Annotated in this window: 26 protein-coding genes; 23 read left to right on the top strand and 3 right to left on the bottom strand. The window is 63.0% G+C overall.

Features of this window, described 5'->3' with window-relative positions; all coding sequences use genetic code 11:
• From AC6EKW_RS12900 to AC6EKW_RS12850, 11 genes are all read left to right on the top strand, one after another.
• On the top strand, positions 1-257 hold a 257-nt coding region (locus AC6EKW_RS12900; RefSeq protein ID WP_498514595.1), incomplete at its 5' end, for a tetratricopeptide repeat protein.
• A 44-nt stretch (positions 258-301) separates the two neighbouring features.
• Positions 302-1114 (top strand): YveK family protein, encoded by an 813-nt coding sequence (locus AC6EKW_RS12895; RefSeq protein WP_498514594.1) that lies wholly within the window; start codon positions 302-304, stop codon positions 1112-1114.
• On the top strand, positions 1095-1811 hold the full coding sequence (locus tag AC6EKW_RS12890; RefSeq protein ID WP_273887056.1) for a CpsD/CapB family tyrosine-protein kinase: 717 nt from the start codon (positions 1095-1097) through the stop codon (positions 1809-1811). The genes AC6EKW_RS12895 and AC6EKW_RS12890 overlap by 20 nt, the downstream gene beginning before the upstream one ends.
• Before the next feature lie 84 nt (positions 1812-1895).
• Entirely contained in the window at positions 1896-2687 is a 792-nt protein-coding gene (locus tag AC6EKW_RS12885) for a hypothetical protein (RefSeq protein ID WP_273887057.1), read from the top strand.
• 5 nt (positions 2688-2692) lie between these two features.
• A complete protein-coding gene (locus tag AC6EKW_RS12880) occupies positions 2693-4057 on the top strand; it encodes an oligosaccharide flippase family protein (RefSeq protein WP_273887058.1) in 1365 nt (454 codons plus the stop codon).
• Complete coding sequence (locus tag AC6EKW_RS12875; RefSeq protein WP_273887097.1) at positions 4057-4995, top strand: glycosyltransferase family 2 protein; 939 nt, start codon at positions 4057-4059, stop codon at positions 4993-4995. The genes AC6EKW_RS12880 and AC6EKW_RS12875 overlap by 1 nt, the downstream gene beginning before the upstream one ends.
• A 602-nt stretch (positions 4996-5597) precedes the next feature.
• Positions 5598-6344, top strand: a complete 747-nt coding sequence (locus AC6EKW_RS12870) for a hypothetical protein (protein WP_273887059.1) — start codon at positions 5598-5600, stop codon at positions 6342-6344.
• A gap of 39 nt (positions 6345-6383) precedes the next feature.
• Positions 6384-6878, top strand: coding sequence for a hypothetical protein (locus AC6EKW_RS12865; RefSeq protein WP_498514593.1), 495 nt, complete (start codon positions 6384-6386; stop codon positions 6876-6878).
• A 4-nt stretch (positions 6879-6882) separates the two neighbouring features.
• Positions 6883-8058 (top strand): glycosyltransferase family 4 protein, encoded by a 1176-nt coding sequence (locus tag AC6EKW_RS12860; protein ID WP_498514592.1) that lies wholly within the window; start codon positions 6883-6885, stop codon positions 8056-8058.
• Between the two features lie 137 nt (positions 8059-8195).
• Complete coding sequence (locus AC6EKW_RS12855) at positions 8196-8762, top strand: WcaF family extracellular polysaccharide biosynthesis acetyltransferase (RefSeq protein ID WP_498514591.1); 567 nt, start codon at positions 8196-8198, stop codon at positions 8760-8762.
• A 65-nt stretch (positions 8763-8827) separates the two neighbouring features.
• Positions 8828-10195, top strand: a complete 1368-nt coding sequence (locus tag AC6EKW_RS12850) for a WcaI family glycosyltransferase (protein WP_498514590.1) — start codon at positions 8828-8830, stop codon at positions 10193-10195.
• Positions 10196-10379: 184 nt separating this feature from the next.
• On the opposite strand, the gene mctP is transcribed toward AC6EKW_RS12850, so the two are convergent.
• The 3 genes from mctP to AC6EKW_RS12835 form a co-directional block, all read right to left on the bottom strand.
• A complete protein-coding gene (mctP, locus tag AC6EKW_RS12845) occupies positions 10380-11882 on the bottom strand; it encodes a monocarboxylate uptake permease MctP (protein WP_498514589.1) in 1503 nt (500 codons plus the stop codon).
• Positions 11883-11889: 7 nt separating this feature from the next.
• Complete coding sequence (locus AC6EKW_RS12840; protein WP_273887066.1) at positions 11890-12120, bottom strand: DUF3311 domain-containing protein; 231 nt, start codon at positions 12118-12120, stop codon at positions 11890-11892.
• Between the two features lie 83 nt (positions 12121-12203).
• Positions 12204-12335 (bottom strand): hypothetical protein, encoded by a 132-nt coding sequence (locus AC6EKW_RS12835; RefSeq protein WP_498514588.1) that lies wholly within the window; start codon positions 12333-12335, stop codon positions 12204-12206.
• A gap of 161 nt (positions 12336-12496) precedes the next feature.
• Between AC6EKW_RS12835 and gmd the strand changes: the two genes are divergently transcribed.
• From gmd to era, 12 genes are read left to right on the top strand one after another with little or no spacing between them, the layout of a single operon-like run.
• Complete coding sequence (gene gmd, locus AC6EKW_RS12830; protein WP_273887068.1) at positions 12497-13543, top strand: GDP-mannose 4,6-dehydratase; 1047 nt, start codon at positions 12497-12499, stop codon at positions 13541-13543.
• Entirely contained in the window at positions 13540-14478 is a 939-nt protein-coding gene (gene fcl, locus AC6EKW_RS12825) for a GDP-L-fucose synthase (RefSeq protein ID WP_273887069.1), read from the top strand. Before gmd ends, fcl begins: the two co-directional genes overlap by 4 nt.
• Before the next feature lie 45 nt (positions 14479-14523).
• Positions 14524-15555 carry a heat-inducible transcriptional repressor HrcA gene (gene hrcA, locus AC6EKW_RS12820; RefSeq protein ID WP_273887070.1) on the top strand — a complete coding sequence of 344 codons (1032 nt, stop codon included), beginning with the start codon at positions 14524-14526 and terminating at the stop codon, positions 15553-15555.
• A 3-nt stretch (positions 15556-15558) separates the two neighbouring features.
• Positions 15559-16701, top strand: a complete 1143-nt coding sequence (gene dnaJ / locus AC6EKW_RS12815; protein ID WP_498514587.1) for a molecular chaperone DnaJ — start codon at positions 15559-15561, stop codon at positions 16699-16701.
• Entirely contained in the window at positions 16698-17456 is a 759-nt protein-coding gene (locus AC6EKW_RS12810) for an RsmE family RNA methyltransferase (protein ID WP_498514598.1), read from the top strand. The genes dnaJ and AC6EKW_RS12810 overlap by 4 nt, the downstream gene beginning before the upstream one ends.
• Positions 17457-17475: 19 nt before the next feature.
• Complete coding sequence (locus AC6EKW_RS12805; RefSeq protein WP_498514586.1) at positions 17476-17910, top strand: GatB/YqeY domain-containing protein; 435 nt, start codon at positions 17476-17478, stop codon at positions 17908-17910.
• A 13-nt stretch (positions 17911-17923) separates the two neighbouring features.
• Positions 17924-18904: a PhoH family protein gene (locus AC6EKW_RS12800; RefSeq protein WP_273887074.1), complete on the top strand. Its 981-nt coding sequence runs from the start codon at positions 17924-17926 to the stop codon at positions 18902-18904.
• Positions 18905-18949: 45 nt separating this feature from the next.
• Entirely contained in the window at positions 18950-21193 is a 2244-nt protein-coding gene (locus tag AC6EKW_RS12795) for an HD family phosphohydrolase (protein WP_273887075.1), read from the top strand.
• Complete coding sequence (gene ybeY, locus AC6EKW_RS12790; protein WP_498514585.1) at positions 21190-21618, top strand: rRNA maturation RNase YbeY; 429 nt, start codon at positions 21190-21192, stop codon at positions 21616-21618. Before AC6EKW_RS12795 ends, ybeY begins: the two co-directional genes overlap by 4 nt.
• Entirely contained in the window at positions 21596-22336 is a 741-nt protein-coding gene (locus tag AC6EKW_RS12785) for a diacylglycerol kinase (RefSeq protein ID WP_273887077.1), read from the top strand. Before ybeY ends, AC6EKW_RS12785 begins: the two co-directional genes overlap by 23 nt.
• A complete protein-coding gene (locus AC6EKW_RS12780; protein WP_498514584.1) occupies positions 22333-22725 on the top strand; it encodes a cytidine deaminase in 393 nt (130 codons plus the stop codon). The genes AC6EKW_RS12785 and AC6EKW_RS12780 overlap by 4 nt, the downstream gene beginning before the upstream one ends.
• Positions 22725-23618, top strand: coding sequence for a GTPase Era (era, locus tag AC6EKW_RS12775; RefSeq protein WP_273847412.1), 894 nt, complete (start codon positions 22725-22727; stop codon positions 23616-23618). Before AC6EKW_RS12780 ends, era begins: the two co-directional genes overlap by 1 nt.
• Positions 23619-23620: the final 2 nt, after the last annotated feature.

Genomic DNA, 23620 nt, shown 5'->3' with positions numbered 1-23620 from the left:
CGGACCTCGCCGTGCAGGCCGCCTCGTTCGCCTCCGACGCCGGGGAGTACCGCCTCGCGGCGCGCTACTACCGCCAGGCGATCGCGCTCGACCCGGAGGACTACGCCCCGTACATGTTCCTCGCCACCTACCACGAGAGGAGGGGCGAGTGGAAGGCCGCCGCGCGCTACTACCGCGAGGCGCTCGCGCGCAACCCGCTAGATGCGCGGTTGAAGGCGGCGGTCGAAAAGTCCAAGAATTGGCCAGGTGGCCATTGAGCGCGCGGGCGTCGACCGCGTAACATCCGTCGGGAGGGAACTTCGTGAGCGACTACCCCGAGAAGAGAGGCGTACAGGACCCGCGCATGAACGGCGCCGGGGGGATCCCCCCGGGCTACGCGTACGCCGTCCAGCAGGAAGAAGAGGAAGAGCTCCTCGACCTGCGCGACGTGGTGCGGGTGCTGCGGCGGCGGGCGCTCGCGATCGTCCTCGTCGCGGTCGTGTGTACCGCCGGTGCGCTCGGGTTCAGCTACCTCAAGACCCCGCTGTACGAGGGGACCATCCAGATCCTGGTCGGCCAGAAGCAGGGCACGATCACCACCGACCCGAGCCAGGCGCAGGGGCTGCAGCTCGTCACCCAGACCGTCGCCCAGCTCGCCCAGAGCCAGACGGTCGCGGACGAGGTCATCTCGAAGCTCGGGCTGCACACCACGCCCAAGGACTTCCTGGACAACATGAAGGTCACGCAGGAGGGGCAGACGCAGGTCATCCAGGTCTCCTACGACTCGCCGAGCCCGAAGCGGGCCGCGCTCATCGCCAACACCATCGGGGAGGTCTTCTCCAGGCAGGTCTCCAACGTCAGCCCGAACGCCAGCGCGATCACCGCGACCGTCTGGCAGAAGGCGAGCGTCCCCGATACGCCGGTCAGCCCGAAGCCGCTGCGCAACGGGGCCGTCGGGCTCGTGCTCGGGCTCATGCTCGGGGTCGGGGTGGCGTTCCTCGCCGAGTACTTCGACGACAGCTGGCGCTCACCCGAGGACGCCGAGCGCGTCGCCGGGGTGCCGACCTTCGGCGTCATCCGGCAGTTCGAGCCCGCGCCGCGGAAAGGAGGCGACGATGGCCCTGCTCAAGCGTAGGCCGCGCGGCGGCGAGCCCCGCCCGCTCATCACCCTCACCGACCCCGACGGCGGGGCCGCGGAGGACTACCGCAGCCTGAGGACCAGCCTGATCTACTCGATCGCCGGCGATCGGCCGCGCGCCATCGCCGTGAGCAGCCCCGGCCCCGGCGAGGGCAAGAGCACCACCGCCGCGAACCTCGCCGTCTCGCTCGCGCAGGCCGGAAAGAGCACCCTCGTCGTAGACGCCGACCTGCGCCGCCCACAGATACACGCCGCCTTCTCCGCCCGCAACCTGCGCGGGCTCGTCAACGTCCTCGTCGGCGAGATGCCCTTCGCCGAGGCCGTGCAGGAGGGCCCGCTCGTCGACCTCTCGCTGCTCACCTCCGGCCCTCTGCCGCCCAACCCGGCCGAGCTCCTCTCCTCGGCGGGCTTCTCCGGGGTGCTCGACGAGGCCCGCCGCTCCTTCGAGTACGTCATCCTCGACACCCCGCCCGTCGGGGCCGTCGCCGACGCCTCCGTCATCGCCGCGCAGTCCGACGGCGTGCTCCTCGTCATAGACACCCAGAGAACCCGCAAGAGCTCCGTGCGCCACGCCGCCCACGAGCTGGAGTCCGTCGGCGCCAGGCTTCTCGGCACCGTCATGAACAACGTCCGGGCCGGGCGTCGCGGCTACCACGGCTACCGGGGGTACTACTACTCCGGCGGCTACTACTAGAGACCTTCGCCCCGCGGCCTCCAGGATAATTGGCCACCTGGACATTGTTCAGCCTCGGGTTGTTCTTCTACACTCGATAACGGTATGTATAAGAAAATTGCCCTAAAAAAGCCGATTGGATCTTTGGGGGATTGTAAAGATCAGATAGCTCCTTGTTTGATTCTCACAGCAACTGTAGATCCCGAAGATATGGTTTTTACGAAGCGCAACGATCCAAAGGTTAGGTTAGAGGATTACAAGAGGAGTTTAACTCTCTGGCTAAACGAACCTAGTGTTTATCGGATTGTTTTCTGCGAAAACTCTCTTTACGACATCACGGATCTAATTAGGATTGCCGAACAGTATGAGGAAGCTGATAAGAGGATAGAGTTCCTTTCCTTTTACGGGCAAGATTTCCCTAAAGAAAGGGGAAAGGGATATGGTGAACTCAAAATACTATCTCACATTTGCCAAAGATCTTATCTTTTCAATCAAAGTCAAAGCTTCATCAAGGTTACAGGCCGATTATACGTAAAGAATATACAGAAGATTGTTGCATATTTATCTAAATCAGAGGTAGATATAATGTGTAAACTAAACGCAAATTTAAGCTGGGCGGATACCCGCTGCTTTGGTGGTAGTACGGCATTTCTTGAGCGATATTTACTTCCTTTAAGCGAACAGATTCATGATGTAGAAGGCATCTTCCTTGAGCATGTTTTGGCAAGAGCTTCTCACAAGGCTATGAGCGAAGGAAAAAAGTGGGCTTTGCCACCGGTTCGCCCAAATTTCATAGGCATATCAGGAACTGACAATAAAACTTATGCAACTAGCTGGGTCGGAGCATTTGTTAAGCAGCGGTCCTACGATCTTAAGCGTTGGGTTTTCTCAAGGTAGCCCAAATGAAGTACGCTAACGCAATCAATAAAATGAGTATGGCTTTCAACTCGTTTTATGGGTTGCTTGGTTTCGCGGTGCCGTCAATAGCAATGCTATTAGCGTACCCAATATTGATACACCGCTTTGGTGCTACTAAAGTAGGAATTTATTTCCTCGCTACCTCAGCAAGCGGTACATTAGCGTTTTTAGATGTGGGTATGTCAGCGGCAACTTTGAAATTTGTGGCTGAAGACGTTGCCAAAGGAGAAAAGAGAGCTGCTGCTGACACGGTGGTAACTTCTTTGCTCTTCTACAGTGTGGTAGGTATAGTGGTGGGCACAGCTTTTTGGATTTGCTCCCCACTTTTGGTCTCGTTGTTTTCGATTCGCGGATCTTTGCAGGTGAGCTCTTTGTGGTTATTTAGGTTAGGTGCTGTGCAGTTTGCGGTATCTTTTGTATCTACAGTATTTTTGTCACTTTTTAAAGGGGTGCAGAGGTTTGATTTGTCCGCTCTGGTATTATCTTCGCTCTCTCTAACGACTTATGGGGGAGCAGCCATTGTAGCTCTCTGGAATAATTCTAGGATTATAGACATAATGGCTGTGAGCTTAATTTCCAATGTACTTATGTTGTTGATTTCTACAGTGGTGGGGGTGAAGGTTTGTCGTTCGGCTGGCATACAACTGATCGCAGGGAGATTTTCAGTTATTACTTTGCGCCGGCTATTTGGATTTGGATCCGCGATGTTTGTACATAATCTAACTGCTATCTTCTTCTCTCAAATACAGCGTTTACTTGTGGGCGCTCTTATTGGACCTGCAGCAGTTTCTGCCTATGTATTGGCTACAACGGTTTTGGCAAAAGCGCATCAGCTAATCAGTGCTGCGACGGAGATTATGTTCCCTGTTGCTAGCTCTAATAGCGAAAATATGCTCCTCAGGAGACTGTATCTGCGTATGCTGTTCGGGAGTGCAATATTATCTCTGCTAATCCTAATTCCGTTAACTGTATTTTCTAGCCCCATACTGGATATATGGATAGGAACGTCGATTTCGGATACAGCTTCACGACTTATCCCCATCCTTGTTGTGGGTTTCTTCTTCATGTCGATCTCTCCAGCTCCTTTTTATATGGTTAATGGGCTTGGGCGTCCTTGGTTCAATGTAACGTTTGATCTGCTTAACGTCGCAGTGGCAGTGTTGGCTATTGGAATGTTGACTCTGACAAACGAGATTACCCTAAACAAATTTGCGTGGGCTTTTACCGTATCGAATGTAATAACTGGGCTAGCTTTTCAGACTGCGGTCGAGTTGTTAATTTGGAGAAAACATTTACCGTTCCATAAATTATTGGTGCAAAAGCTGCGACAGAAAAGGGGTGATATTTGATGGTTAGGAGGTATGGGAAACCCAACTATCAGACTCTGACGAGGCAGATTAGGAGATTTACTGCTACTTCAGCTACAAATTTAACTGAAGCGGTTAATATATCTCACAGTTCGCTTCCTAAAATCAGCATAGTTACTCCGTCATTCAATCAGGCTAAGTTTTTGGAACGTACTATTCTCTCTGTTTTGAATCAGAGATACCCTAACTTGGAATATATCATCATAGACGGTGGTTCAACCGACGGTTCGGTTGACATTATCAAGAAATACGAACCTCATCTCAGTTACTGGGTTAGTGAACCCGATAACGGACAAGCCAATGCTATCAATAAAGGTTTGCGGTTGGCTACCGGGGACTGGGTAGGTTTCCAAAACTCGGATGATCTCTACCTGCCGGGAGCATTTCATAAGTTTGCGAAGGCTATCGAAAAAGACAATACAGCTGAAGTCATATATGGGAATATGGTACACATAGACAGCGATGATATCGTGTATGACGTTCAATTAACAGGCCCGGCGCATGGCTGGCTACACCTTGCGCAGGGTATACAGTTCCACAACCAGGCGACGATATGGCGCAGAGCGCTGCTCGAAAGGGCAGGTTACCTTGACGAGAACTTTCAGTTCTGTATGGATTTCGAGTACTTTGCGCGGCTCGTAATCCAACATAAAGTGAAATTGCGGCATGTGGACGAGTTAGTTGGTGCATTTCGCTCGCATGCAGATTCGAAGAGTAGAACTATGTTAGCTACATCTGCGAAGGAGCACGAATTGGTAATTACGAAATTTGGAGGGCGGGGAAAACGGGGAAAAAATTCCGGTGTTTATCTCCTATCTACAGTATTAGCTAAATCATATAAGGGATTGTGGTATATGACTCATAAACACAGCTGGTATTTGGTGAGACATCTAACACCTAGTACGCGTGATGTAAAATGATAAAAATATCAAATAAAGCCCGCATACGAATTACAACGCCTGCAGTTTTGTTTGTTATGTCTTTCGCCTTCGACTTCAGAGGTGCACAAGGTGGAACTTTAATACAGTACGCCATGGCTTTCGTGAATACCCTGAGTTTCGTATGGTTGCTTTTGCTATATCGTATGAAATTCCCAAAGACTGGAGCAACGGCTTTTCTATGTTGGGGATGGGGGGGGTTCCTCTTTGTAGGCTCGGTAGGAGCATGGGTAAACGATGTTCCGTTAGGACAATATATCCGCACTATATACCCATATATGCTCTTTCTAGAGGGATTGCTAGTCGCTTTGTGGCTGAGTCGTAGTAGACAAGGTGCGGTCATTTTGACACGCGCTATGCTGGTTACGGCTTTTATATCTCTTATATTTACACTGTGGTGGGGATTTTACTTTTCTGGAGTACCTATTAGTACGATCAGATATCAAATACTAAGTGTACTTACTCCTTTTATAATCGCGATTTCGGCAGCGGACTTATTGCTAATACGACGCCATCGGATTCGGTCTCTTGTACTTTTTTTGCTTGCTTGCAGCATTGCGGCACTTTCAGTTACGCGAGGGGTGGTGTTAGAAATAGGGATTACACTAATTGTCGTTTTGATGGCTTCCGTCAGAGGGTCCATGCGCCAACGATTGGTATGGCCTCGGAAATTTTTCGTGGCGATGATTGGTAGTGCAACAACGGTTGTTGTTATTATTAGTACATTTGTAATTTTTGCCCCTTGGATTTTACAAAGATGGCTTCAGAGGAGCCAAGGAAACGTTGGCTTCGCTACTTTTTGGACGAGAGTTGCAGCTGTCTTTGGACAATGGGAACAGTTGGTGCATAACCCAATAGGGTGGATAACGGGGCAGGGTTTCGGACATGTTTATCAGTATTCTCAAGCTTTTGCGGTATACGTTTATCCGTATGTTTCCTGGAGTTCATTTAGCCAAACCATGTGGTATCCAGGTGAATTTATGTGGGTGACTCCTTTGTATTATGCTGGGTTCGTTGCTGGGAGTATAGCCATTTTAGTGCTACTGTATGGCTTTTTGTGTGCTTTTCGTACACTGGTTGCGCTAACAATGGGAAGCAGAAATACCAATTTGTGGTGGCCTCTCTGGGTTGGGTCTTTGGGGTACCTTAGTACACTGACCCTTGGATTTACCTCTGATCCATTTGGAAGCCGTCTGGCGGGAATGTTTTTGGGATTATCATTGGGGCTAGTAATTGTTTTGAGAAATAATAAGAATATAGCACAAAAATATCAAAATACAGGAACATCCGGAAGATCGGCTATAGATAAATCTACAGCTTATATTAAATGAAATAAAATGCATAAAAATAGAGTGCAGAAAAGTAAGAGCATGTTTCCCTACGTCGTCTACTGGAACAACATCCCTTCACCCTACATGGTCGAGCGGTTCAACGCGGTGGCGGACCGGGGCAGCTTCGAGTTCGAGGCGTGGTTCAACGAGCGCACCGGGCCGGATAGAAGCTGGATGGTGGACGAGAGCAGCTGGCGCTTCCGGTACAGGTACCTGCCCGCTTTCAGCATTGCCGGAAGGCGATTGCGGGTTCCTGCTCCGGTCTTCGGGCGAAGGCCGGATATTCTGGTGAGCCTGTACGCTGAGCCGGTGTTCCTTGCGGGGTGGATCGTAGCGAGGCTGCGGGGGGCGAAGACCGCCCTCTGGTGCCAGGTTACCCATGATCGATGGGCCGTACGTCAGGGTTGGAAGAATAAGGCTAAACAAATCGTTTTCTCTCGTATCGCCGCGACGCTCGGACGCGGGCAGAACAGCCGGAACCTTGCTATCAAGTCAGGCGCACATCCTGATAACGGTATTTGCAGGAGGGCATAGCTCCATGAATCGGACATCGAAAAATTCCCATGTGGAAAAACTGGCGTCTGGGCGGGTCTCTATAAGGTGGGTGACATGGTGGCCGGTTGCCTACTGGACAGATCGGTTCAACCACCTAGCGGCTCGGGACGATGTAGAATTCGAAGCTGTATTTTTAGCAGGGAGAAGTACCTTCTTAGAAACTAATGTAGACGAGGCTGATTTAAACTTCAGGCATACGTTTCTCAGCCGAAGGGCCGATAGCAACGGTTATTATGACTCGAAGCTGAGATTCCCTAAGCCCTGGCCGTTGGTGAGAGGTCACTTTGATGCGCTCATAATGACCTATGCTGAAGCGAGCTGTATTGCGGCGGCCATTCTATGTTGGGGGCTGAGGAAGCCGTATTTCCTATTTGTAGGGAACACAAAATACGACGAGAGAAGGCCGGGTCACCTTAAGGAGTGGTTAAAACGAGCTTTGCTCAATAAAGCAGCCGGTGTTCTTGCTACCGGACCGTTGCAGCGAGAATATGCTTTACAGTACGTCCGGGACGTAGATAAAGTGACGGTAATAGGCAATCCGGTGGCTTCTTTGAAGCCCGAGCTGTATGGCTCTCCTGAATGCCGAGAGAAGTTGCGGAGGAGATTCGGTTGGAAGAACGAGACGGTTTTGCTGTATGTCGGGCGATTAGCACCAGAAAAAGGACTTCTTACACTCCTTGATGCGGTTGGCAGGGTTTACAATCACGGGAGCAGCCCGACGCTGGTACTGGTAGGTTCCGGGCCGCTGGAGGCCGAGTTGCGTGCCAGGGCGCTGGACCTGGGGATCAAGGCTCAGTTTACAGGATTTCTCCAGAGGGAGGAGCTTGCACAAAGGTATGCCGCTGCGGATATATTCGTTTTGCCGAGCCGGAGCGAGCCGTGGGGCCTTGTGGTCAATGAGGCGATGGAATTTGGCTTGCCATTGATACTCTCCAGCAACGTAGGATCTGCGCCCGTGCTACTCAAAGAAGGAGAAAACGGACTACTGTTTGCGGCAGGAGACTCTGCCTCTCTCGCATCGAGCATTGAGCGGCTATGCAGTGATGCGGTGTTACGCAAACGGATGGGAGAGATTTCCAGACAGATCATTCGTGACCATTCGTTGCAGAATTGGGCTGAGGCCGTATTGTCCGCTATCCCCCATGTGGCTAAGGTTTGAAGTAGGGGTGCTGATAACTATGAGTGAGGGATCTTATATAGACAGTGGAGCGTAAACTACTCCCCCGAATAGTTTGCACCTGGGAGTTTTGGGCTTGGGGTCTTCTGACGAAAGGATGATCACAGAAGGATTACGCTGTGCGCGAGCCAATAGACCTTAGCCGGGCCGGGCCCGGCAACTTCCGGCGCACCCGGAGCCGGTTCGTCGAGGCGCTCTGGATTCTGGTCGAGTTCTTGCTGGTCACGAACCCGCTGCAGGTGTCCTCCGGGGTGCGGGCGTGGGCGTTGCGGTTGTTCGGTGCCCGGATCGGGGCGGGTGTGATCCTGCGGCCCCGGCTGCGGGTGAAGTTTCCGTGGAACCTGGAGATAGGGGATAACTGCTGGATCGGGGAGGGTGTCTGGCTCCACAACCAGGGGCGGCTCACCATCGAGGAGAACGTCGTGGTCTCGCAGGAGGCCTTCATCACGACGGGCTCGCACGATGTCTACGAGACGATGGACCTCGTCATAAAGCCGGTCGTCATCCGGCGGGGTGCCTGGATCACGACGCGCTGCATCGTGCTGCAGGGGGTGGAGGTGGGGGAGAACGCGGTCGTCACCCCCGGGAGCGTGGTGCACCGCTCGCTGGATGCCGGCTGGATCTACGGCGGCAACCCGGCCCGGCCGATCCGAGAGCGGTGGCCGGGTGGGGTGCTCGAAGGATGATTCGAGGGCATCCGTTCGGCTGGCTTTTGCGGCAGGGAAGCGGAGGCTCGGGAGGGGATTCGAAGATGTCGCGGACGGGTGGTAGAGGTGGAAACATTGAAGCTTGTCCGGCTTCGCCCGGGCAGGTTTCCACGGTATGCAGGGCCCATGACGCCGGTTCGGGAGAGCGGGGGACGCGCAGCCGTAGCGAGCGGTCCCTGAGGATCCTCCTCCACGGCATCAACTACCACCCGGAGACGACGAGCACCGGGCGCTACACGGGGGAGATGGGCCGCTGGCTCGCCTCCCGCGGTCACGAGGTGCGCGTGGTCACCGCTCCGCCTTACTACCCGCTGTGGCGGGTGGGGAAGGGGTACTCCGGCGGGCGGTACGCGCGGGAGGTGCTGGACGGGGCCGTGGTCTGGCGCTGCCCGCTCTGGGTGCCCCGGAGGCCGTCCGGGAAGGCGCGTATCGCGCACCTGGCGAGCTTCGCCTCTTCGAGCGCGCCGGTGATGCTCGGGCAGGCGAGGATATTCAGCCCCGACGTGGTGGTGATGGTGGAGCCGACGCTCCTGTGCCTGCCGCACTCATGGGCCGCGGCGCGGGCGGCGGGGGCTCCTCTTTGGGTTCACGTGCAGGACTTCGAGCTCGAGGCCGCGTTGGGGCTCGGGATCATGCGGGCCGGGGCGGCCCGGCGGGCTTTCCGTGCCGCCGAGGGCGGGCTCTTCTCCCTGGCCGACCGCGTCTCCACGATAAGCGAGGCGATGCGCCGCCGGCTCGTCGAGAAGGGGGTGCCGGAGGAGAGGACGTTCCTGATGCCCAACTGGGCCGACCTCGGGCGGGTGCGCCCGGCGCGGCCGGACGAAGAGGTGCGGCGCGTGCTCGGGGCCTCTCCGGGCGACGTGCTCGTGCTCTACGCCGGGAGCATGGGAGAGAAGCAGGGGCTCGGCCTCGTCCTCGACGCGGCGCAGCGGCTGCGGGGGCGGCCGGAGGTGCGCTTCGCGCTCGTCGGGGCCGGTCCGGCGCGCGCGGCGCTGGAGAAGGCGGCGCGGGAGCGGGGACTGCGAAACGTGCGCTTTTGTGATGTCTGGCCCGAGGAGGACCTGCCGCGGCTTCTCGCCGCGGGGGACATCCACCTCGTCGTGCAGCGGCGCGAGGCGGCGGACCTCGTGATGCCCTCGAAGCTCACCAACATCCTGGCCGCCGGGCGGCCCGCCGTGGCGACGGCCGCGCCCGGCACCGAGCTGCACCGGGTGGTCGTGGGGGGCGGGTGCGGGCTCGTCGTCCCGCCGGAGGACGCGGCGGCTCTCGTCCGGGGGATAGCCGACCTCGCGGGTGACGCGGCGTTGCGCGAGAGGCTCGGGGCGGCGGCCCGGCGCTACGCGGAGGAGCGGCTCGACCGGGAGGGCATCCTCTCCCGGTTCGAGGCCGAGCTCGCGCGCCTGGCGGCGTGATGTTCGCGCGGGAGATCCCGGAGCGCCAGGCCGTCCGGCCGCGCCGCCAACGTCGTACGGGTGCCGCGCCGGCTGGTGTAGACTCTCCGCGGGTGCAATGGCTCGAACAAAGCCGCCATCCTCGAAGGCCGGCTCTCCGACCTGCGGGGCTTCGCCCGGGGCGTGGGGCGGGGGAGGCCCGCCGCTACGACTGAGCAGCGGCGGGCTCATCCTCGTACTCGCTGTCGTCGATGGGGCTCGTCGGCCGGGAGCCGAGGAGGTAGGCCAGCCCCGTGCCGAGGAAGACCACGACCATGTTCGCCACCCAGGCGGAGAGGGCGATGTAGACCGGGGTCGAGCCCAGAAAGCCTATCGGGTGCAGCGAGCTCGCGAACCCCTCCTGGATGAGCTGGTAGGTCCCCCAGCCGATGCCGACGACCCACCCGGCGACGATCGCCCAGCGGTGGAGCCACTTTATGAAGATCGCCAGGAAGACCGCCGGGAGCGTCTGCAGGATCCAGACCCCGCCCGCGAGCTGGAAGTTTATGACGAAATCGGTCGGGGCCCCGATGATGAACGCGAGCGAGGCGAGCATCACCAGAAGGGTGACGACCTTGGAGACGGTCGCCTCCTCGCCGGAGGGGGCGTGGGGGCGGAAGAACTCCTTGTAGATGTTGCGGCTGAAGAGGTTCGCCGCCGCGATCGACATCACCGACGCCGGGACCAGCGCCCCGATCCCGATCGCCGCGAAGGCGTAGCCGGCGAACCAGCCCGGGAAGCTGTCGAGCAAGAGGCGTGGAACGATGCCGTTCGCCCCGTAGGCCCCGGAGGCTTTTATCCCGGCCGCGATCGCGATGTAGCCCAGAAGCGCGATCAGGCCGAGCAGGAACGTGTAGGCCGGCAGGATCGACATGTTGCGCCTCACCGTCTTCGCGCTATTGGAGCCGAAGACGCCCGTTATGGCGTGCGGGTAGAGGAAGAGCGCCATCGCCGAGCCCAGGGCCAGCGTCGAGAACGCCGCGTACTGCTCGGGCGGGATGGACTCCTTGGAGTCCGGGATCTGGGCGAAGATGTGCCCGAAGCCCCCCAGCTTCACCGGGATGTAGATCACCGCGATTATGAACGTCGTGTAGATCAGGATGTCCTTCACCAGCGCGATGAGCGCCGGGGCCCGCAGGCCGCTTATGTAGCTGAAGGCGGCGAGGATGATGAACGCGGCGATGAGCGCCGCCCGGGCCGGGATGCCCATCAGCCCGAGGACCACCTCGAGCCCGTACATCTGCAGCGCGATGTAGGGGATGGTCGCGATGATCCCGGTTATGGCGACGAGCAGCGCCAGCAGCCGGCTGTCGAAGCGCTCCCTGACGTAGTCCGAGGGGGTGACGAGCCCGCGGCGCTTCGCCACCTGCCAGAGCTTCGGCATCACCAGGAAGACCATCGGGTAGACGATGATCGTGTACGGCAGCGCGAAGAACCCGATGCCGCCCTTGCCGTAGACGAGCGCCGGGACCGCGACCAGCGTGTAGGCGGTGTAGAGGTCGCCCCCGACCAGCAGCCAGGTGATGATCGTCCCGAAGGTCCTCCCGCCGAGGCCCCACTCGTCCAGCGTCCCGAGGTCCGCCTTGCGCCAGCGCCCGGCGTACAGCCCGATCACGGTGACCAGGACGAAGAAGATCGCGAAGACTATGATGGTCGACCAGTGGATCATCGCGCCATCATCCCCTCATCCTGTAGACGATGCTCGTCACCGCCACCCCGACGATCACCCAGACGAACTGGTACCAGATGAAGAACGGTACCCCGCCCAGCCGGGGCTCCAGGTGCGCGTAGAACGGCGGGTAGAGCAGACCCACGAACGGGACGAGGAGCAGCAGGAGCCACAGGTCGCTCTTCCCGCTCCTCTCACGCCGGGGCCGGCCGCGCGGGGAGGGTGGTCGGTCGCTCATGCGAAAGCCTCCTTTCTTGCTTGCTTCGTCCTGCTCGCACGCGAAAGCGCTCCCCGATCACGCCGGGGAGGGAAGTGCGCCGCTCAGAGGGGGGAGAGGTCCTGCGGGTGGTGCGCGGGGTTCGAGGGCACCCGCGCCGAAGCCTCTCCGTACGCCGGGGCGAAGCCGCCCGCGGCTAGGTCGTCTTCGTCAATGTCCCTTCTCGAATCCACCATCTCAAAGATCTCCTCTCGCGAATATATTTCTAAAATACTACGGATCCTCTCGCCCGTCTCGGAGAAATAATGGCCACCTGGGTAATGTGGGCTCGCCGGGGATGCCTCTAGAATGGCCGGTGCGAAGCTTGCACGCTGATCTCCGGGAGGCGGGACAACCTGTGAAGAGGGCGCTCATAACCGGCATCACGGGGCAGGACGGCTCTTACCTCACAGAGCTTCTGCTCGGCAAAGGGTACGAGGTGCACGGCATCGTCCGGCGGGCCTCGGTCTTCAACACCGACCGCATAGACCACCTCTACCAGGACCCCCACGACCCGGAGAGGAGGATGTTCCTGCACTACGGCGACCTCTCCGACGGTGGCACGCTCAGGACCGTGCTGCAGAAGGTCATGCCGGAGGAGGTGTACAACCTCGGGGCCCAGTCGCACGTGAAGGTCTCCTTCGGCCAGCCCGAGTACACCGGCGACATCGACGGCCTGGGGACGCTCAGGATCCTCGAGGCGGTGCGCGACGTACAGGAGAGCACGGGGCGTGAGATCCGCTTCTACCAGGCCGGAACCTCCGAGATGTTCGGCGCGACCCCGCCGCCGCAGTCTGAGAGCTCGCCCTTCAGGCCCCGCAGCCCGTACGCCGCGGCGAAGGTCTACGCGCACTGGATGACCGTCAACTACCGGGAGGCCTACGGGCTCTTCACCTGCAACGGCATCCTCTTCAACCACGAATCCGAGAGGCGGGGGGAGACGTTCCTCACCCGCAAGGTCACCCGCGCCGCCACCCGCATCAAGCTGGGGCTGCAGGAGAAGCTCTACCTGGGCAACCTGGACGCGAAGCGCGACTGGGGGCACGCCGAGGACTACGTCGAGGCGATGTGGCTGATGCTGCAGCAGGACGAGCCGGACGATTACGTGGTCGCGACCGGCAGGATGTACTCGGTGCGCGAGTTCGTCGAGCGGGTCTTCGGCTACCTCGACCTCGACTGGGAACGGCACGTGATCGTCGACCCCTACCAGTTCCGCCCGACCGAGGTCGACGCGCTGCAGGGGGACGCGAGCAAGGCGCGGACGAAGCTCGGCTGGCAGCCGAAGATAGACCTGGACGAGCTGATCCGGCGGATGGTCGAGAACGACCTGGAGCTCGCCGCGCAGGAGCGCACCCTCACGGACTACGGGCACGCCGTGCTGCGCAGGGGGGCGGCGAGCATTTGAACCGGGAGAGCCGCATCTACGTGGCCGGTCACCGCGGGATGGTCGGCTCGGCCATCGTCCGGAGGTTGCGGGAGGAGGGCTTCGAGCGGATCGTGACCAGAGCCCGCACCGGGCTCGACCTCACCGACGCCAGGGCGGTGGACGCCTTCTTCGCGGAGGAACGCCCCGAATACGTCTTCCTCGCCGCGGCGAAGGTCGGCGGCATCCTCGCCAACGCCACCTGCCCGGCCGGGTTCATCCGCGAGAACCTCGCGATAGAGCTCAACGTCATCGAGGCGGCCCACCGCCACGGGGTGAAAAAGCTCCTTTTCCTGGGCAGCTCGTGCATCTACCCCAGGCATGCCCCCCAGCCCATAAAGGAAGAGTACCTCCTCACGGGAGCACTCGAACCGACCAACCAGCCCTACGCCATAGCCAAGATAGCCGGCATAGAGCTGTGCAGAAGCTACCGCAGGCAGTACGGGGCCGATTTCATCTCCGTGATGCCGACGAACCTCTACGGCCCGAACGACGACTTCGACCCCCGGACCAGCCACGTCCTTCCGGCCCTCATCCGACGCTTCCACGAGGCGAAGGAGCGGGGGGACGAGGCGGTGGTGGTCTGGGGGAGCGGCAGGCCGCGGAGGGAGTTTCTGCACGTCGACGACCTGGCCGACGCCTGCGTCTTCCTGATGGAGCGCTACTCCGCGGAGGAGCCGATCAACGTCGGGGTGGGGAAGGACATGAGCATAGCCTCGCTCGCGGAGCTCGTCCGGGAGGTGGTCGGCTACGAGGGTGAGATACGCTTCGACCCGTCGAAGCCCGACGGGACGCCGCGCAAGCTGCTCGATGTGGGCCGCCTGCACTCTATGGGCTGGCGGGCGAGGATCCCGCTGCGGGAGGGCATCGAACGGACCTACCGGTGGTATCTGGAGGACGCCGTTCCGGCGCTCTGATGAGCGGTGGGAGCCACCACCCACCGTGATAAAATCTCCGATGAGATGAGGACCCCTCAGATCAGCCCGAGACAGCACGAGATACTTCTGAAGACGCTCGAGATGTACATCTCGACGGGGACGCCGGTGAGCAGCGCGGCCCTGAGCGAGGTGATAGACGCGAGCAGCTCGACGATCCGGGCGGAGCTCGCCGAGCTCGAGCGGGTGGGGCTCCTCACGCACCCGCACACCTCGGCCGGCCGCATCCCGACCGACGCCGGGTACCGCTACTACGTCGACGCGCTGATGCGGGAGCGGCGCGAGGAGCCGAGCAGCCTGGAGATACCCGAGGTCTACGGCAACGTGGACGAGCTGCTGCGCGAGGTCTCCGAGGGGATGAGCGAGGTGACGCGCCTGCTCGCGGTCGTCGCCGGGCCGGCGGCCTTCGGGGACGCCATAGCGCGGGTGGACTACCTGCCGCTCGGCGAGGGCGAGGTGTTGCTCGCGCTCTCGATGGAGAGCGGGGCGGCGGCGAGCGCCCGCGTGCGGCTGCCCGCCTGCGTGGGCGAGGACGAGCTGAGGGAGATGCTGCACTCCTTGAACGCCTGGATCTCGGGGCGGCCGCTCGGGATAGACCTCGAGCTCGCCACCGCCGCCCGCAAGGTCCTCTCCGAGCACAACCCGCAGGTGGTCGACGCCGTGCTCGGGGCCGTCGAGGCCGTCGGGCGCTCGGCGGAGCGCGGGGTCTTCATCCAGGGGATGTCCGCGCTGCTCGCCCGGCTCGACGACCTCGACCCGGAGAGCCTCTCGGCGATCATGGAGATCTTCGAGCGCCGGCGGTGGCTGCTGCGGCTGATGAGCGACGCGCTCGAGCGCTCGGCGGTCTCCAACACGGGCGTGATCGTCTCGATCGGGGCCGAGAACGTCTTCTACCACCTGAGCGGGGCGAGCCTCGTCGCCGCCGCGTACAACCGGCGCGAGCGGCCGCTCGGGGTGGTCGGGCTCATAGGCCCCAAGCGGATGGACTACGACGCCGCGATAAGCACCGTGCGCGACGCGGCGGAGACCCTGACCCAGCGGCTCACCAGCGGGTTCTAGGACGTGGCTGGCGCGAAGCGAGACTACTACGAGGTTCTGGGCGTGCCGCGCGGGGCCTCGGAGCAGGAGATAAAGAAGGCCTACCGCAGGCTGGCCCGCAAGTACCACCCCGACGCGAACCCCGGCGACCCGGAGGCCGAGGAGCGCTTCAAGGAGCTCTCGGAGGCCTACGAGGTGCTCTCCAACCCGGAGGCCCGCCGGGCGTACGACACCTACGGCCATCGGGTGCCGCGCGGCGCCGGGGCCGGCGGCGGGTACGCCGGGGAGGACCCCTTCGGCGGCTTCCAGGACATCTTCGAGGCGTTCTTCGGGGACCGCTTCGGCTCCGATCCGTTCTTCGGCGGGCGGCGCCGGGAGCCGAGCCGCGGCGGGGACATCGAGGCCGAGGTCACGGTCTCGCTGCGGGAGGCGGCCTTCGGTACCGGGCGCGAGGTCCGGGTGCAGACGATCAAGAACTGCCCGGTCTGCGGCGGCGCCGGGGGCACGAAGATGCGCACCTGCCCGACCTGCGGCGGGGCCGGGGCGGTGAGGATGGTGCGCGAGAGCCTCCTCGGCCAGATGGTCAGCACCCAGACCTGCTCCACCTGCGGCGGGCGGGGTCAGATCGTGGAGGAAGAGTGCGGGCGGTGCCGCGGCAGCGGCCGCGTCTCGGAGGTGGTGCGGCGCGAGATCCGGATCCCGCCCGGCATAGACGACGGGATGCGGCTGCGGGTCTCGGGCGGCGGGCACGCCGGAGAGCCCGGCGGGGCCCCCGGCGACCTCTACGTCACCGTCCGGGTGGAGCAGGACCCCGAGCTGATGCGCGACGGGGACGACCTCATCCACCGCCTGCGGATAAACTTCGTCGAGGCCGCGCTCGGCACCGAGGCCGAGGTCCCCACGCTCGACGGGGAGCGCACGGTGCGCATCGAGCCCGGCACCCAGCCGGGCACCGCGATCCGGCTGCGCGGCGAGGGGATGCCGAGGCTGCACGGGAGGGGGCGGGGCGACCTGAAGATCGTCGTCGACGTCATGGTGCCGACGAACCTCACCGACGAGCAGCGCCGGCTCCTGGAGAGGTTCGAGGAGGCGAGCGGGGAGAAGACCTACGACGGCACCGACGGCCGGGACTCCTTCTTCGAGCGTCTGAGGAGCGTCTTCCGATAGGAGCGAAGATCGAACGCTCCCCGATCACGCGCATCTTCCTCGACTCGGCGGCGGAGGTCGGGACGCACCTGAGGTTGCCGCGGGAGGAGGCGCACCACGTCTTCCGCGTCCTGCGCGCCCGGCGGGGGGACGCGATAGAGGTCGTGGACTCGAGGAGGCGCCTGTTTCTGGCCACGCTGCTCGGGGAGGACCGGGCCGAGATCTCCGAGCCGTTGCACGCCGGGGAGCCGGCGCGCGGGGTTGTCAGGATCTACCAGGCCGTCCCCAAGGGCGGCCACATGGACCTCCTCGTCGAGAAGGCGACCGAGCTCGGGGCCGACGAGATCGTGCCGGTCTTGAGCGAGCGGGTGCTCGTCGGGGCCGGGGCCGCCCGGCGCAGGCTCGCGCGGTGGCGCAGGATCGCCGTCTCCGCCGCCCGGCAGTCGCTCCAGCTGCGTGTCCCCCGGGTGCGGGAGCCGCTCCGGTTCCCGGAAGCGGTCCGGGAGGTAAGGGACGGCGTCCTCCTGCACAACGTCGGGAGGCATGCCCCCATCGAGTGGCCGGTCGCGAAGGGCGGCGAGGCGAACCTGTTCGTCGGCCCGGAGGGGGGATGGAGCGAGGAGGAGGTCGAGGCGGCGCGCCGGGGCGGGCTCACGCTCGCGAGCCTCGGGCCCTACCGGCTCAGGAGCGAGACCGCGGGCGTGGTCGCGGTGGCCCGGGCGCGGGCGGCGATGGACCTCGCCGGACCGTCCGGCGGCGAAAACGGGAGATCGTGAGGTGTGATATATGAGCCTTATGGAGCAAATACAGCAGGACGTGAAGCGGGCCATGAAGGCCCGGGAGATGCAGAAGGTGCGGGCGCTCAGGATGCTGAGCGCCGCGCTTAAGAACGCGCAGGTCGACTCCGGCGGGACGCTCTCCGAAGAGGAGGAGCTCGCGGTGCTCCGCCGGCAGCTCAAGCAGCGCGAGGAGGCGGCCGAGGCGTACCGGAAGGCCGGGCGCGAGGAGCAGGCCGCGGGCGAGGAGTACGAGGCGGCTCTGGTGCGGGAGTACCTGCCGGCCCCGCTCTCCGAGGAGGAGATGGAGGGCATCGTGGAGCGGGCGATCGAGGAGACCGGCGCCACCGGCATGAAGGACATGGGCCGGGTGATGGGCCGGGCCACGGCGCTCGCCGGGGGAAGGGCCGAGGGGCGGCGCCTCGCCGAGCTGGTAAGGAGCCGCCTGCAGTAGTAATGTTCCTTTTATGGGAGGTGGCACGGACATCGCAACGGAAAGCCGGATAGAGTCGAAGGTGATCATCCCGCCCCAGCGCCTCCCCGAGGTGCTGGGGCAGCGCGACTCGGTCCTGCGCAGGGTCGAGGAGCTCGTCGGCTGCGAGGTCATAGTCATGGGCAACGAGATCCTGCTGCGCGGCGCCGAGGCCGAGGTGGAGGAGGCGGCCTCGCTCTTCGAGGGTCTCGTCGGGCTCGCCGAGGACGGTCACCAGCCCACCCCGGAGACCGCGGAGCGCCTCCACAGCATGGGCGCCGCAGACGCCGGAAGGAGGGTGCTCGGCGACGTCCTGCTCACCAACCGGGGCCGCCGGGTGGTCCCCAAGACCCGCAACCAGAAGGCCTACACCGACGCGATAAGGCAGGGTACGATCACCTTCGGTATAGGGCCCGCCGGGACGGGGAAGACCTACCTCGCGGTGGCGCTCGCCGTCGACGCTCTCAACCGGGGTGAGGTCTCGCGGATCATCCTGACCCGCCCGGCCGTGGAGGCCGGCGAATCGCTCGGCTTCCTGCCCGGGGACATGATGGCCAAGGTCGACCCGTACTTCAGGCCCCTCTACGACGCGCTCTACGAGATGATGGACCCGGCGAAGTTCCGCTCGCACATGGAGCGCGGCGTGATCGAGATCGCCCCGCTCGCCTTCATGCGCGGGCGCACCCTCAACGACGCCTTCGTGATCCTCGACGAGGCGCAGAACACCACCCCGCAGCAGATGAAGATGTTCCTGACGCGCCTGGGGTTCGGCTCGAAGATGGTCATCACGGGGGACGTCACCCAGGTGGACCTGCCGAAGGGCCGCAGGAGCGGGCTCGAGGACGCCCGCAGGATCCTGGAGGGCGTGGAGGGGGTTTCGTTCGTCTCTCTCGAAAGGAGCGATATCGTGCGCAGCGACCTGGTGATGCGTATCGTCAACGCTTACGAGCGGGCTCAGCGGGAGAACGAGGGCTAGAGAAGAAGCGGACCCCCACCCGCTCTTTACGGGACGAGAACCCCGATGAGGCCTTTCGGAGGCAGAGCGCGCGGCCGCGCACGGGCCGCCACCCCGAGGCGCACGGACGCCCTCCACCGGCCGCCGGGCGCCGTCGAACGGTTCATGGCCCGCATCGAGAGGACGCCGAGGCGGCGTCTGTACGTCATACTCGCCGTCGTGACCTGGCTCTGCCTGACCCTGCTCGTCGGGATGGACACCAGACCGATAGCCTCGCTCGGGCTCGGGACCTCGGTGCAGGACTACCACCTGGGGAGCGTCGCCAAAAGCGACGTCTACGCGCAGCGCAGCGTGACCTACGAGGACCCCGTGCGCACCGAGGCCGCGCGCCAGCAGGCCGCCGCCAGCGTGCAGCCGGTCTACCGCCTGGACGACAAGGTGCCGAGCGAGGTGGAGGCCAAGGCGAGGGGGTTCTTCGAGCAGGTCGGTGAGATCCGCTCCTCGCACGTCTCCGAGGACCGCAAGGTCTCGAAGGTGCTGGACGCCGCGCCGTTCTACCTCCCGCGCAGCGCGGCGCGCTCCCTGGTCTCCGTGAGCGGGAGCGACCTGCGGCGGGTCGAGAGGGACACCCTGCAGAACCTCTCGGACCTCTACCGCGCGACGGCCGTCGCGGGCAGCAACCTGCAGGAGACGTCTCCTTCGGTCATAACCCTCTCCGATGCCCGCCTGAGGCTCTCGCAGGCGGCGGGCCACGAGACGCCGGGGGAGGTGAGGTCGCTGGTGAGCATCCTGAGCCGGGATTTTTTGCAGCCGAACTACGTCGTCGACAACGCCGCGACGGAGAAGGCCCGCCGGCAGGCGGCCTCCAGGGTCAGGCCGGTGACGTCCAGCGTGCAGCAGGGTGAGCTGGTGCTCTCGCGCGGGGAGGTCGTGGACCGGGAGAAGCTGGCGGAGCTGAAGGCGCTGGGCAAGGCCGACAGCACCAAGCCCTGGACCGCGTTGCTCGGGGTGGCGCTCGTGGTCTCGGCCGAGATGGGGGTCGCCTGGTACTTCCTGGAGCGCTTCAGGCGGCGCATCCTCAAAACCAAGGCGGCGACCCGGCTGGTTCTGGCCTCGGCGCTCACGATCCTCTTCACCGCCGTCGCGCGGGCCTTCGTGTACTTCTCGCTCAACCCGTACCTGATCCCTCTCGCGGGCTTCTCGATCCTGGGGACCATCCTCCTGGGCCCCCGCCTGATGTTCCTCCTCGTCGTCATCTGCAGCGTGAACTTCGGGATAATCGGGCAGAACGACGACCTGCTCACCGCGACTTTGATGCTCTCCTCGGGGTTCGCCGTCTACACCGTGGTGCGGGCGGATTCGCGGATGGATTTGCTGCGGGCCGGGCTGTTCGTGGCGGTGGTGATGGCCGTGGTGACCTTCGCGGTCTCCCTCATCGGGGGGGCGGGGCTGCACGTGGCGCTGCGGCAGGGCGGCTACGGGCTCGGCAACGGCTTCCTCTCGCTCATGATCGCGATGGTCATGCTGCCGCTCCTGGAGAGTACCTTTAATTTCCTGACCCCGATGCGCCTCCTCGAGCTCTCGGACCCGGGACACCCACTCCTGCAGCAGCTCCTGCGCCGGGCGCCCGGGACTTTCAGCCACTCGATGCAGGTGGGGAACCTGGCCGAGAACGCGGCCGAACGGATAGAGGCCAACGCTCTCCTGGCCCGCGTGGGCTCCTACTACCACGACATCGGGAAGATCGAACACCCCCTCTACTTCATAGAGAACCAGATCGGACGCTCCAACCCGCACGAGAACCTCTCCCCGACGCTCTCGGCCAAGATCCTGCGCCGCCACGTCAAGGACGGGATAGAGCTGGCCCGCAGCTGGGGATTGCCAGAGGAGATCGTCGAGATAATAGCCCAGCACCACGGTACGACCCGTATCGAGTACTTCTACCGCAAGGCCCTGGAAGAGAGCCAGAGGAGCGGCGAGGCCGTCAACGAGTCGGATTTCCGCTACCACGGCGGCCTGCCCCGCAGCAAGGAGGCCGGGATAGTGATGCTCGCCGACTCCGTAGAGGCGACCGTCCGCTCCCTCGAAAAACCCACCCCCAAGCGTATCGAGGACATCGTCAACCAGCACATAAACTCCAAGCTCAACGACGGACAGTTCGACCGCTGCGAGCTGACCGTGCGCGAGATCCACGAGGTCGGCGACGCCATCCTCGAAGCCATGATCGGCTTCCTCGGCCCCCGCATCGAATACCCGGAGGCCCTGCCACCGGGTAAACCTAAACCTGAACCTACGAAATATAGTAAATGAACGTGTGCCGCAGGTTTAATGTAGAGGTTCTGGACGAGGTCGGTTGCGGGCTCCTCTCCGGGGAGCGGGCGACGGAGCTGTGTGGGGCGGCTTTCCGGCGGTGCGGGTTAGACCCGGAGCGTATGGGCGAGGTCTCGGTGGTTCTGGTGGACGCGGCGACCATCCATGATCTGAACCTGAGGTTCAGAGGAAATGATGCCCCGACGGACGTCCTCAGCTTCGAGCTGGACGGGCCGTACGGGGAGATGGTGGGGGAGGTCGTGATCTGTCCGGAGTGTGCGAGCCCGGAGATGGGGGTGGAGGAGCTGGTGGTGCACGGGGCGCTGCATCTGGCCGGGATGGACCACGGGGAGGATTTCGAGGGGAGTGAGATGGCGCGGCTGCAGGCGGAGGTGATCGAGGATGCCGGCGGGGCGCGAGGCTGAGCGCGAGAAGAAGCGGCAGCAGGAGGTGACCCGCAGCTTCGAGCACGCCTATCATGGGCTGGTCTACGCGGTGCGCACGCAGCGCAACATGCGCATCCACGTCACCGCGGCGGTGGTCGTGCTCGTGGTGAGCTTGCTGGTGGGGGTGAGCGCGCTCGAGCTGGTGGCCCTGATCCTGGCGATAATGTTCGTTCTGGTGACGGAGTTGCTCAACACGGCGATGGAGTTCGCGGTGGACCTGGTGACCGAGGAGTATCATCCGCTGGCCAAGCTGGCCAAGGACGTGGCGGCCGGGGCGGTGCTGGTCTCCAGCGTGGGGGCGGTGCTGGTCGGGTATCTGGTGCTCGCGGACAAGCTCGGGCCGCCGACGCTGCACGTCATAGAGACCGTGCGCCGCTCGCCGGCGAGCCTGACGCTCGTCGCGCTCGGGCTCGTGGTGCTCCTGGTCTTGCTGGTGAAGGCGCTCACCCACGCGCCGAGCGCCTTCGCCGGGGGGATGCCCTCGGGGCACGCGGCGGTGGCCTTCGGGGGCTGGGTGGCGTTGAGCTTCATCGCCGCCCGCGGGCCGCACGGCGGCATCGTCTCGCTCATCGCGCTCGTCATGGCGCTCCTGGTGTGTCAGAGCCGGGTCGAGGGCGGGATACACAGCGTCTATCAGGTGGTGGCGGGGGCGGTCCTCGGCACCCTCGTGAGCGTGGCGGTCTTCCAGCTGCTGTGAGCGCGCAGAAGAGAGAGGAGCTCCTTCGGGCGGCGCGTGAGGCGTCGGAGCGGGCCTACGCCCCCTACAGCGGCTTCCGGGTGGGGGCGGCGCTGCTCTCGGGGTCGGGGCGGGTGTACACGGGCTGCAACGTCGAGAACGCCTCCTACGGGCTTGCCATCTGCGCCGAGCGGGGGGCGGTCTGCGCGATGGTGGCGTCGGGGGAGCGCGAGATCTCCGCCGTCGCGGTCGCGGGGTCCGGTGCGGCGCCGTGCTTCCCGTGCGGGGCCTGCCGGCAGGTGCTCCTGGAGTTCGGCTGCCGGGAGGTGGTGGTCGAGGAGGACGGGCGGGCGGTGTCGTATCCTTTCGAGGAGATACTGCCGCACGCGTTCGGGCCGGAGGATCTGTAGTGCAGGGTGGAGAGGGTTTCAGGAGCGGGTTCGTCGCGGTCGTCGGGCGGCCCAACGTGGGGAAATCCACGCTCGTCAACCGGCTGGTGGGGGCGAAGGTTTCGATCACCTCGCCGCGTCCACAGACCACCCGCAGCTCGATACGCGGCGTGAAGAACGGTCCCGGGTACCAGATCGTCTTCGTCGACACCCCGGGCTCGCAGAAGCCGCGCGATGCGCTGCGCGCCCGGATGCAGGAGCGGGTCGTCGCGAGCCTCTCGGAGTCCGATGCGATCCTGTTCCTCGTCGACGCGACCCAGGAGATAGGGCGCGGGGACCGCTACGTGGCGGACCTCATCGCGCACTCCGGTACCCCGGCGATCGCCTGCGTCAACAAGGTCGACCTCCTCAGGCGCCGGGACGACGCCCTGCCCGTCGTCGAGGAGGTCGAGGGTTTGGGCGGGTGGCGCGACGTCTTCATGACCAGCGCCGTGAGCGGGCTGAACCTGGGGCCGCTCGAGAGCGCGATAGTCGAGCTTCTGCCCGAGGGGCCGCTCTACTTCCCGGAGGGGCAGGTCACAGACTACCCGGAGTCCATGATCATCGCCGAGTACATCCGCGAGAAGGCCCTCAACGTCCTGCGCGAGGAGGTGCCGCACGCCGTCGCGGTCGAGATAGAGGAGGTCGAGCGCAAGGAGAACGTGACCGTCATCTACGCCATCCTCCACGTCGAGCGTCCCTCCCAGCGCATGATCGTGCTCGGCGAAAAAGGCCGCACCATAAAGCGGATAGGGACCGAGGCGCGTCAGGAGGTCGAACGGCTGCTCGGTACCAGAATATACCTCGATCTCAAGGTCAGGGTGACGCCGGGGTGGCGGCGCGATCCGAAGTTTCTCGAGAGGCTGGGGTTATAATG

This window comes from Rubrobacter sp. M3-4 (assembly GCF_059772285.1).
The sequence above is the reverse complement of the archived record's forward strand: the minus strand, read 5'-3'. Positions and strand labels throughout refer to the sequence as shown.

Coding starts and splice junctions, on each gene's coding strand:
- AC6EKW_RS12890 (WP_273887056.1), top strand. CDS start 1,095: ATGGCCCTGCTCAAGCGTAGGCCGCGCGGCGGCGAGCCCCGCCCGCTC.
- AC6EKW_RS12885 (WP_273887057.1), top strand. CDS start 1,896: ATGTATAAGAAAATTGCCCTAAAAAAGCCGATTGGATCTTTGGGGGAT.
- AC6EKW_RS12880 (WP_273887058.1), top strand. CDS start 2,693: ATGAAGTACGCTAACGCAATCAATAAAATGAGTATGGCTTTCAACTCG.
- AC6EKW_RS12875 (WP_273887097.1), top strand. CDS start 4,057: ATGGTTAGGAGGTATGGGAAACCCAACTATCAGACTCTGACGAGGCAG.
- AC6EKW_RS12865 (WP_498514593.1), top strand. CDS start 6,384: ATGTTTCCCTACGTCGTCTACTGGAACAACATCCCTTCACCCTACATG.
- AC6EKW_RS12860 (WP_498514592.1), top strand. CDS start 6,883: ATGAATCGGACATCGAAAAATTCCCATGTGGAAAAACTGGCGTCTGGG.
- AC6EKW_RS12850 (WP_498514590.1), top strand. CDS start 8,828: ATGTCGCGGACGGGTGGTAGAGGTGGAAACATTGAAGCTTGTCCGGCT.
- mctP (WP_498514589.1), bottom strand. CDS start 11,882: ATGATCCACTGGTCGACCATCATAGTCTTCGCGATCTTCTTCGTCCTG.
- AC6EKW_RS12840 (WP_273887066.1), bottom strand. CDS start 12,120: ATGAGCGACCGACCACCCTCCCCGCGCGGCCGGCCCCGGCGTGAGAGG.
- AC6EKW_RS12835 (WP_498514588.1), bottom strand. CDS start 12,335: ATGGTGGATTCGAGAAGGGACATTGACGAAGACGACCTAGCCGCGGGC.
- hrcA (WP_273887070.1), top strand. CDS start 14,524: ATGAGGACCCCTCAGATCAGCCCGAGACAGCACGAGATACTTCTGAAG.
- AC6EKW_RS12805 (WP_498514586.1), top strand. CDS start 17,476: ATGGAGCAAATACAGCAGGACGTGAAGCGGGCCATGAAGGCCCGGGAG.
- AC6EKW_RS12800 (WP_273887074.1), top strand. CDS start 17,924: ATGGGAGGTGGCACGGACATCGCAACGGAAAGCCGGATAGAGTCGAAG.
- AC6EKW_RS12795 (WP_273887075.1), top strand. CDS start 18,950: ATGAGGCCTTTCGGAGGCAGAGCGCGCGGCCGCGCACGGGCCGCCACC.
- ybeY (WP_498514585.1), top strand. CDS start 21,190: ATGAACGTGTGCCGCAGGTTTAATGTAGAGGTTCTGGACGAGGTCGGT.
- AC6EKW_RS12785 (WP_273887077.1), top strand. CDS start 21,596: ATGCCGGCGGGGCGCGAGGCTGAGCGCGAGAAGAAGCGGCAGCAGGAG.